This window comes from Deinococcus indicus (assembly GCF_002198095.1).
GTDB classification, from domain to species: Bacteria; Deinococcota; Deinococci; order Deinococcales; family Deinococcaceae; genus Deinococcus; species Deinococcus caeni.
Genome location: NZ_NHMK01000038.1, coordinates 16,918 through 26,871, shown reverse-complemented (window position 1 = coordinate 26,871; position 9,954 = coordinate 16,918). Strand labels below are relative to the sequence as shown.

Below are 9,954 nucleotides of genomic sequence, written 5' to 3'. Positions count from 1 at the left end.
GGCCGCTGCCGCATCTGCGGCCGGACCCCGGTTCAGACGGACGCCGACTGAATGGGCTGCAAGGCCCGCTGGCTCTGAGCGAAGCGACCCGTAGAGCTGCCCCGCAGAGTGGGAGCAACACGCCCCTCCGGACGTGGAGCCGGCAGGCCCGGTGAAGTTCCGGATTGTCGGCGAAACAAACGGAATCCGTACAAGACCGACGAGTGGGGGATCACAGGATAGAGCGGACGCCAACCCGTCCGCGGCGCGCCAGCAGGCTTTCCCGTGATATGAACTTCCATCCCTTCGATTGACGAACCGGAACTCCACCGAGCTACCGATCCCACGCCCGGACGCAGCGGGCCTTGCGGCCCATCCAGTCGGAATGACGAGGCTCCCAGAGATCCTTTCCGGCGGGTGCCGGATCTGTGCCACCTGCCCGGCAGGAACAAACATCAACCCCTTCCCTGGCAGGTTGTCGCGACGGCAGTGCCGACGATTCGGGCCCGGCTTGCGGGGTGGAATGCGCGTTCACCATTGCCCGACTGTCCAGCAGCGGCGCCCCGTATGCCTGGAACGCACAAGGAACGCTGAGGGCACGTTTCCGACCCGCCAGCCTAAGCTGACAGGATGACCGATCTCGCCCAGAAGGCCCGCACGCTGCTCGACCTGCACGCCGCCCCGGAAATCCTGACGCTGGCCAACGTCTGGGACGTGGTCTCCGCGCAGGTGGTGGCCGACGTGCCCGGCGTGCGCGCCCTGGCGACCGCCAGCCACTCCATCGCCTCGACCTTCGGGTACAAGGACGGTGAGAATATCCCGCTGGACCTGCACCTGGACATGGTGCGCCGCATCACGCAGGCGGTGGATCTGCCGGTCAGCATGGACCTCGAGGCAGGCTACGGCAACCCCGGGGACACGGCCCGCCGGGCCATTGAGGCGGGCGTGGTCGGCGGGAACCTCGAAGATCAGATGAAGCCGCTGGACGAGGCCGTGGCCGCCGTGCGGGCCGTGCTGGACGCCGGCCGGGCCGCCGGGATCGACTTCGTGCTGAACGCCCGCACCGACGCCCTGGTGCGCGCCGCACCCGACGCTCCGCGCCAGCCGCTGCTGGACGAGGTCATCCGCCGGTGTCAGGCGTTCCTGGAGGCCGGCGCGCCCGTGGTGTTCGTGCCCCGGCTGGTGGCGCGCGAGGAGATCGAACAGGTGGTCGCAGCGCTGGGGCCGCAGAAGCTGACGCTGATCAGCGTGCCCGGCGCGAGCCTGCCCGCAAGCGAGCTCCAGGCGCTGGGCGTGGCGCGCGTCTCGACCGGCCCCTTCACCCAGCGGGTCGCCCTGACGGCCCTGCAGGACGCCGCGCAGGAACTGGTGGCAGGAGGCGTGCTGCCCGCCGACACGCGGGCGCTGAACTGACCCGCCCGAGTTGAGAATCAGAAACCTTCGTCCAGCACGGCCCGGATGGTGGCCCGGCAGATGGCAGCCAGTTCCGGGTTCGTGTGCACGTAGTACGGAAGGGCCACCAGCGACACGCTCAGCGCCCAGCCGCGCCCGCGCGCCCACGTGGCGTCGTCCAGTTCCAGTGCGGCGCGGAAACTCTGCCGCGACGGGGCGTCGAGCAGGTTCCACGCAGGTTGTAGATCGACGGCCGGGTCGCCCAGCGTCAGGCCGCCCCAGTCGATCACGGCACTCAACCGCCCGCCATGCGCCAGCAGGTTGCCGGGTTTCAGGTCGCCGTGAATCCACATGTGGTCACCGGCCCAGGCTGGAACGGTGAGTGCGGCCTCCCACGCGGCCAGCACCGGTGCGGGGTCGAGGAGGCCCGCGCAGTCGGCGATGGCCGCGCGGGTTCCCCGGTCCCGGTCATGCAGCGTGCCGTTACGGGAGCCGTGCGGGGCGTCTGGTGGGCGCGGCACGCGGCGCAGCGCCATGATGAAGCCCGCCAGCTCCCGCGCCAGCTCATGCCCGTCCCGCACGGTGTCCAGACCCGCGTCCACCCCCTCCAGCCAGCGGTACACCGCCCACGGGAACGGGTAGCCCTCGCCGGGCACGCCCACGAACAGCGGTTCCGGCACGTGCAGCGGCAGGTGCGGCGCAAGGCGCGGCAACCACGTCGCTTCCTTATGCACGTCGTCCGCCGCCCAGCCGATGCGGGGCAGGCGCACGACCAGATCGTCGCCCAGCCGGAACATGGCGTTGTCCGTACCGGCGTGGCGGATCCGCGTCAGGGGCCGCCCGGTCCACGGGGCGCACTGGGCGGCGATCAGGCGCGAGACCAGGGTCGCGTCCACGGTCACCTCGTCGGCGTGCATCCGGACTGAAGCGTCACTCATCACCCGCCACCGTACCCGCCCGCGCCCGGCCCACGCATGCGCCAGAGCGCGTATCACCCCCAGCCGGGCCTGCGCCGCCCTCACGCAGCAATCCGGGGGCCACCATCATGCGCCTTCATACCACGCTCAACTGCTGTCTCGTACGGACCGGGTCCGCCCCTGAACACCTCCGAATGCTGCCCATGAAGGCCAGTGCTCCCGGACCGCCCGGAAGTCACCGGGAGGAAAGACAGCAGAACGTCCCTGGCCTCGCCGCATGCTCACAGGGGTTTCCAGTTCCGCCCTGACGCGACGGCACGCCCCAGGGTTTCATCTTCGACCGCTGGTGTGGACGGCCTCTCGCTCTGCTCCGCAGCTCCGCGAGTCCGTATCACTTCACCGGGAAGACCGTGATCGCGTCGTCCCCGTTCAGCCCGGCGCCCACCGCGAGTTCCCGCCCGTCAGCGGACCAGGCGAGCGTGCGGGTCGAGTCGACGAACAAAAACCTCAAGAAGCCACGCCACTGGTGGGGGGCGATGCGCTGGGTGAGAAAAACGATCGAGGTTGTGTTTTCACGTCTGGATCGTTCTTTTCACCTGGTGTTGCCGCAGTTGAATTCGGAGAGATCCATCCGGGCACACGTGTGTCGCAAGACCACTGCCCACAACCTGGCCCTCTACTTCGGAGGCTGCTGAACCCCTGGCACCCGAGGTTATCAAGAATCGCCCGCACCCCGCGCGGCAACGCGCACACCAGCAGCCATGAACGCCCAAGGTACCCCAGCAGGCTGGCAACCGTATGTTCTGTGCAGGGAGCCGTCGCGGCGGGTATCGTTCTTCCATGTCTTCATGGCGTGCCGTGCCGGTGACCATCCTATACATCCTGATGCTGAGTACGGCCGGGGCTCAAGTCACATCCGGCGCAGCCCTGTACCGCGATGGACAGCTGGACGCTGCGTTCCGCGCCCTGCAACCCGAAGCGGCGCGGGGGGACGCTCAGGCGCAGTTCCTGCTGGGTGAACTGCATTACAACGGGTTCGCGACGCCCCGGAACCGACCAGAGGCGCTGCGCTGGTACCGCCTGGCCGCCGCGCAGGGATACGCCCCCGCTCAGCTGTTGGTGGCTGAGATGCTCCTGGACGAGGGCCGCTCGCCTGCCGAGTGGCGGGAGGGCGAGGCGGCCCTGCGCGGCGCGGCGGAGCAGGAGCTCCGCGTGCCGGAGGGTGCGCCCGCTGACGCCCGTCGCTCCCTGACCGCGCTGCTGCTCGGGGAGTTCCTACCGGAGGCGCGGATGCGCCACCCGGCGCAGGCGGCGGCGCTGCTGGCCCGCTGGGCGGACGGCGGGGACGCCATCAGCGCGCAGAAACTGGCGGACCTGTACGAGACGGGCGTGGACGACCCGGACCCGGCCAGGCGCCTCCCGGCGGACCGGGAACGCTTCCTGTTCTGGACGAACCGGGCCGCGACCATGCCGCAGGACGGGCCGTCCACCCGCGGACCGCGCCTGACCGCCGAGGCGGCCCGGCTCGAACAGGCGGGCGACCTGAACGAAGCCATCAAGGTGTACTGGGAAGCGGCCGACCTGGGCCACGTCCCCGCCATGGTGCGCCTCGCCGAGGTGCTGCTCGCCACGCCTGACCGGAAGGGACCGGGACGGTTCTGGCTGGAACGGGCCGCCGAGCTGGATGCGGCGAAAGCGAACCTTCTGCTCGGCCAGCTGCTCCTCGGCGAAGGGGACGCGGTGCGGGCCGCGCATCACTTCGAGGTAGCCACCCGCGGCCAGGACCGTTCGGAGGACACCCGGCAGGCCGCGGCGCTGGCCCTGGCGCGCCTGCTGGCTGCCGGCGCGCCGGACCTGCCGGCCGACGTGCCCCGCGCAGTCGAGGTGCTCCGGTTCTCTGCCCGGACGCCGGAGGCCCTGAATGTTCTCGCGGACCTGCTCCTCGCGCAGCCCACCTGGACGGCCCTCACCGTGAATGACGCCATGAACGCCCGCCTGAAGGCGGCGCTGGGTGGGCTCCGCTCCGCGCAGCGCACCGTGATCTGGGATCACTTCACGCGCCGGTACCCGGAGTCGCCACGCTGGCAGCCTGCCGCGGCAGATCTGCAGACCATGGTGGATTGGGTCAGGCGGGACGCGCAACTCGGAGACGATCGGGGCCTGTACCTGCTGGCGCAACTGACGCTCCACGGCCTGCACGGCATCCCGGCCAGTGAGGCGGCCGCTCGTGACCTGCTCAGCCGGGCTGTGGCCGCCGGTTCCTCGGATGCCTCCCGGACGCTGGATTACCTGACGGCTCCGCCTCCCACTACACGCGTGACGGCGCAGCAGGCGCAGGCCGCCCTGAAACTCGCGCAGGACGGGCGCCGGGACGCGCAGGTGTTTCTGGCGTCCATATACCTGTCTGGCAACGGTGTGCCGCGAGACCTGCGTCAGGCGCTCAGATGGACGGTGACGGCCGCCGAGCGGGGGGACGTGGAGGCGATGCTGTCGGCGGTGGGGCTGTACAGGGCGGGGATCGGCACGCCGCACGACAGTACTGCCGCGAGTGCCTGGCAGGTGCAGGCCGTCCGCGCTGGAGTCCCCCCGGTGGAACGGACCGTACTCGGCGCATGGTACGCCGACGGCATCGGGCTCAAACCGGACCCGGCGCGGGCGGTGGCCCTGTACCGGGACGCCGCTGAATTCAACGAACCGGTCGCTCAGGGACTGCTGGGCAGCGCCCTGCTGTTCGGAATCGGCGTCGCAATGGATACCCAGGAAGGCGTCCGGTGGATCCGGCTCGCGGCCGAGCAGGGTATGCTGGGCGCTCAGGAAATACTCGGGGATCTGTACGCCGAAGGGCAACACGTCCCGAAGAACGCGGAGCTCGCGGTGACCTGGCGGCGCCGCGCTGCCGATCAGGGAAGTATGCGTGCCCTGACGGAACTGGCGTGGATGGCCCTGGACGGAGAAGGCCTGCCCCGCGACCCGGCGCAGGCCCGGCAGTGGGCGGAGACGGCCGCGTCCCGCGGATACCGCGACGCGTTGCTGCTGCTCGCCCACATGCACGGTGGAGGGATCGGTATCCCACGTGATCCGGGCAGAGCCGTGGAGTACAGCCGTCAGGCCGCAGAACGCGGAAGTGCGGATGGCGCCTACAACCTGGGCATGGCCTACCTGACGGGCACAGGAGTCGCGCGTGATCTGGCGCAGGCCCGCGTGTGGCTGGAACGGGCGCAGGCCCTGGGCTCTGCGGAGGCGGCAGCCCAACTCCGCCGCCTCGCGCCCTGAGGCAGGGACGCTGCGGGGCACCAGCTGCCGTCCGTTCCAGCTGATCCTCACCGGTGCTCCATGTGGAGCAGTGTTCACGCCGGGTACAGGGTAAGGCCTAGCAGATGCGCCGCGCCGGGTCGCTGCCGGGCCGCGTAGCGGGCGTAGACGTCCAGCAGTTCGGCCTGCAGGGCCTTGGCGTCCTCGGCACTCAGCGTCAGGGTGCTGCTGACGTCCACCACCGCTGGGGCCTGCAGGACCCGCAGGGCGTCCATGGTCGCGCCGCGTTGCTCCGGTCGGGCCAGTTCGGCCACCAGGTCTGGGGTGCCCGCCGTGACGCGCAGGCCCCACCCACCCCCGGCGAGCAGCGCGGCCCGCACGAGCCGCACCTGCGCCAGGAAGGCGTCCTCATCCGGATGCAGCAGGGTGTCCGGCCCGCCGGGCACCTGCAGGCCCGGCACGAACACCGGCAGTGGCAGGCGATACACCGTCTGCGTCCGCCCACGCCGCGCGCGGCGACCCGCCGCGACCAGCACTCCCGCCTGCACGGCGCGCCGCACTCGGTACCGCACGGTCTCCAGCGGCAGGTTCAGCGCGCGGGCCGCATCGGCGATCACCTGCCCGTTCCCCTGGAAGGCCGCCAGGATGCGCCGTGTGTCCGGGTCGGTGAGCAGCCGGGCAGCCAGGGCAGAGTCGAGGATGATCACGCCTTCACGCTACCCGGTCAGCGAACCTGGGTGGGTAGCGTCCAGGCGCGTACCGCGCCGTCCGCTCCGGCCGTCAGCGCCCGCCCGTCCGGCAGGATGAGGACATGCCAGAGTTCCCCGCCGACCTGCGCCTGCCCGGCCGGTTGTCCGGCGCCCGTCCAGATGGTCACGCGGCCCGTTTCGCCCACCGCGACGACCTGCGTGCCGTCCGGCGTGAAGGCCGCCCAGCGGGTGTCCTCGCCGCCCGTGAGGGTGCGGCGCAGGTGGCCGGTCGCGGCGTCACGCAGCAGGACCCGCCCGTCCTGATGCGCGCTGGCCAGGGTGCGCCCGTCCGGGGAGAGGCTCAGGCCGTTCACCTCGTCCAGGCCGTAATAGGCGCGGCGGGTGTGCGTGGCGGGGACGTTCTGCTGCCGCCAGCGGACCCGGCCTGTGCCAGCGTCCAGCGCGTACGTGGCGCTGTCTTCCTGTCCGGTGCTGAGGTATAGCGTGAGGCCGTCCGCACTCCAGGCGGCGGCCATCACGTCGCCGCGCAGCTGTCCGCGCGGCCCGCCGGGCGTGACCTGCCAGTGGCCGCCCGCGTCGCCCAGCGCGAGCCGCTGGCCGTCCGGGTGCCACGCGAGGGCGAATACCCGCCCGCCGGGCGAGTCAATCGTGCGTGGTGGGCGGCTCAGGTCGTCCCAGACGGTCACGCCGCGGGTCAGGCCGGCGGCGGCCAGTCGGCCCGCGCGGTTGAAGGTCGCGCCCCACCCGCCGCCGTCACTGCCGGTCAGGACGCCCAGGGGGCGGAGCGTCCCAGGGTCGAGGCGCTGCACGTCGCGGGCCGTGCCGACCACGAGGGTGTGGCCGTCGGCGCTCAGGGCGACGCTCTGGGCGGGCGCGCCGACGTCCACCTCCCCGGCCGGGTTCAAGGGGGGCACGGGGGCGGAGGCAGCGAGGCTCAGGCCGAGCAGCAGAGGGAACAGGACGCGCATGACTTCAGGGTGCGGCAGGTGAACCGGAATGGACAGAGGGTCTTTCCAGTTGGCTGCGTTGGTCCAGATCGCCTCTGTTCGCACCGCACTGGTCAGAACAACAGACTTCCGACAACAGCATTCAGTGGGATCGAAGGGCTTGCTCAGTCATTCTGAATTGAGCGGACTCGAAGGGCTGCGCCGCAGTGCAAGCACCTGATACGGACTGCCGTTTGTTTCGCCGACCATCCGGAAGTTCACCGGATTGCCAGCTCCACGTCCGGAGGGGCGTTTCTCTCCTTCTCGCATCCGCTCGGATTGAATGGGCTGTAAAGCGCATTCAATCCGAGTCCGTATGAGAAGGACGGGGGCTGTGACGCCCTGGGGCGTGCCTTGTGCCTGGGGTGGAACTGGAAACCGCCGTGATACCAGTACGATCCCCATGACCTTCAGCGTCGTGGAGCCACTCAGCAGAAAGCTTGACCGTGTGGCTAGCAGGCCCATCGTACGGTACCCGGCCGCACGTCTTCCGACGCGGGCCTCTTCCTGAGTGCTGCCGGGTCAGGGGGCGTGGAGGTCCAGCAGGACCAGTTCGGCCGGGCAGTCCCAGCGCAGCGGTACTCCGGTCACGCCCAGTCCGCGTGACACGAAGCCCAGTGCCTGTCCGGCGGGCGTGACGCCTGGCGTGCCCTCGGCGGGGCACTGCACGATCCGGTCGCCGCGCACCCAGCCGCGCAGGACGTTCAGGAGGGTGCTGCGTTTCTTCAGCGGTCCGATGAGCGGTAGCCGGACCTGTCCGCCGTGGGTGTGGCCGCTGAGGGTCAGGGCCACCCAGTGCGGTACCTGCGACAGGTAGTCCGGGTTGTGGGACAGCAGGACGACTGCGCCGCCCGCGTGGTCCTGCAGGGCGGCGTTCAGGTCCTGCTGTCCGAACCACCAGTCGTCGACGCCCGCGACGTACAGGTCGTCGCGGACCTGCACGCCGGCGTTGTTGATGAGCCGCACGCCGGCGCGGGTGAGCTGTTCGGCGAACTGCTGGCGGGTGGCGTTGGTGTTCAGGCTGGTCCAGTCGTGGTTGCCCCACACGGCGTACACGCCCAGCGGCGCGTGCAGGTGCGCGAGTTCCGCCAGGAGTTTGGTGTGGTGGCGGCGCCCCACGCCGCTGTCGAGAAAGTCTCCGGTGATGACGATCATGTCCGGCCGGGCCTGCCGGGTGGCCTGTACCCAGCGGCGGACCGAGCGGCGGCGCATGAAGATGCCGTAGTGCAGGTCGCTCAGGTGTGCGATGCGGACCGGGCGGGTCAGGCCGGGCAGGGCGGCGCGGTGGGTGGTGGTCTGGAAGCGGTAGGTGTTGGTGACGCCCAGAGCCACGACTCCGGCCGCCGTCCAGCCGAGGGTGTTCAGGGCGCGGCGCAGCATGCCGTCCAGCTTACGGGATGGGGGGAGGGTTGCGTTGACGGGAGGGTGGGAGGGTGTTACAGTCTGGGTAATCGTTAACCCAGATCTTGATGGAGCAACCGCACTCCATCACAGGGGTGTACAGGAGTGCCCATGACTGCCCCCGTCACCATCGCCGACGTCGCGCGCCTTGCCGGCGTGTCGGCGGTCACGGTTTCCAAGACCCTCAACAACACCGGCCGCATCAGCGAACAGACCCGCGCCCGTGTCATCCAGGCCGCCCGTGACCTCGGGTACGTCGCCAACCCCGCCGCCCGGCGACTGCGCGGCGCGCGCACCAACCTCGTCGGGATGGTGGTCCCGGAACTCGTCAGCCCGTACTTCGCCGAGGTCGCCCGCGCCGCCGCCGAGGCCGCCAGCAGCGCCGGACTGGACCTGGGCGTCTTCACCACCAGCCGCGACCCCGCCCGCGAACGCGAGCGCGTCGCGGCCCTCAGCGGCGGGCTGGCCGACGGCCTGATCCTGGTCGTGCCCACCGACGACCCGCAGCACCTGGACGTCCTGCAACGCAGCCGCACGCCCATCGTCCTGATCAGCCACTTCGGGACGCCCACCGACCTGCCCAACGTCCGCGCCGACTCGTACCACGGCGCGCACGCCGCGACCACGCACCTGCTCGACCTGGGGCACCGCCGCGTGGGCTTCATCGCCGGGGCCGACGGGTCCAGCCAGGCGCACGAGCGTCTGCGCGCCTACCGGGACGCCACGGGGGAACGCGGCCTGCTCGACCCGGACCTGATCCGCCCCGGCAACTTCACGCAGCGGCGCGGCTTCGAGGCGGCCCGCGAACTGCTGGACCTGCCCGACCCGCCCACCGCGATCTTCGCCGCGAGCGACGCGACCGCCTTCGGCGCGATGGACGCCGTCAAGGACCGGGGCCTGCGCGTCCCGCAGGACATCAGCGTGGTGGGCTTCGACGACATCGCCGCCGCCAGCCAGAGCCACCCGGCCCTGACCACCGTGCGCCACCCCATCCACGACATGAGCGACAGCGCCCTGCGCCTGCTGTCCGGCGCGCTGGCGGGCGAGGCGGTGCGCGGCACGGTCCTCGACTACCCCAGCGAACTGGTCGTCCGTGAGACGACCGCCCCACCCCGAAGTTCCTGACGTCCGAGGGGCCTGAATCCGCCGCCCGCGCCGCCCGGCGGCCCTGACCGTCCCCCCTGCCACCCCGCACCGCCCCTGCCACACCGACTCTGCCACACCGCTCCTGCCGAATCGACTGCGCCGCGTTCCGCCGCCCGAACATCCGACCGGCCCCCGCCGGACCACACCCCCGCACCCCACCCACCCGCCGGA

7 protein-coding genes and 1 pseudogene are annotated in these 9,954 nt (G+C 71.1%); 4 read left to right on the top strand and 4 right to left on the bottom strand.

The window, feature by feature from the left end; all coding sequences use genetic code 11:
* Nucleotides 1–609: 609 nt before the first annotated feature.
* The gene (locus CBQ26_RS20635; protein WP_088250487.1) at nt 610–1,392 is read left to right on the top strand and encodes an isocitrate lyase/PEP mutase family protein; all 783 of its coding nucleotides are present in this window, start codon (nt 610–612) and stop codon (nt 1,390–1,392) included.
* A gap of 17 nt (nt 1,393–1,409) precedes the next feature.
* Here the strand turns inward: CBQ26_RS20635 and CBQ26_RS20630 are convergent, their stop codons facing one another.
* Entirely contained in the window at nt 1,410–2,309 is a 900-nt protein-coding gene (locus CBQ26_RS20630) for an aminoglycoside phosphotransferase family protein (RefSeq protein WP_216360395.1), read from the bottom strand.
* 482 nt (nt 2,310–2,791) lie between these two features.
* Between CBQ26_RS20630 and CBQ26_RS23285 the strand changes: the two are divergent.
* Nucleotides 2,792–2,983: pseudogene (locus CBQ26_RS23285) on the top strand (transposase); the annotation flags it as partial.
* A 145-nt stretch (nt 2,984–3,128) separates the two neighbouring features.
* Complete coding sequence (locus CBQ26_RS20620; protein ID WP_172418194.1) at nt 3,129–5,561, top strand: tetratricopeptide repeat protein; 2,433 nt, start codon at nt 3,129–3,131, stop codon at nt 5,559–5,561.
* A gap of 74 nt (nt 5,562–5,635) precedes the next feature.
* Here the strand turns inward: CBQ26_RS20620 and CBQ26_RS20615 are convergent, their stop codons facing one another.
* The 3 genes from CBQ26_RS20615 to CBQ26_RS20605 all read right to left on the bottom strand — a co-directional run bounded on the left by CBQ26_RS20615 (nt 5,636) and on the right by CBQ26_RS20605 (nt 8,616).
* Nucleotides 5,636–6,247 carry an Lrp/AsnC family transcriptional regulator gene (locus CBQ26_RS20615; RefSeq protein ID WP_088250484.1) on the bottom strand — a complete coding sequence of 204 codons (612 nt, stop codon included), beginning with the start codon at nt 6,245–6,247 and terminating at the stop codon, nt 5,636–5,638.
* A 17-nt stretch (nt 6,248–6,264) separates the two neighbouring features.
* On the bottom strand, nt 6,265–7,218 hold the full coding sequence (locus CBQ26_RS20610) for a WD40 repeat domain-containing protein (protein ID WP_088250483.1): 954 nt from the start codon (nt 7,216–7,218) through the stop codon (nt 6,265–6,267).
* A gap of 540 nt (nt 7,219–7,758) precedes the next feature.
* A complete protein-coding gene (locus CBQ26_RS20605) occupies nt 7,759–8,616 on the bottom strand; it encodes a metallophosphoesterase (protein WP_088250482.1) in 858 nt (285 codons plus the stop codon).
* Between the two features lie 132 nt (nt 8,617–8,748).
* Between CBQ26_RS20605 and CBQ26_RS20600 the strand changes: the two genes are divergently transcribed.
* On the top strand, nt 8,749–9,762 hold the full coding sequence (locus tag CBQ26_RS20600) for a LacI family DNA-binding transcriptional regulator (protein WP_088250481.1): 1,014 nt from the start codon (nt 8,749–8,751) through the stop codon (nt 9,760–9,762).
* Nucleotides 9,763–9,954: the final 192 nt, after the last annotated feature.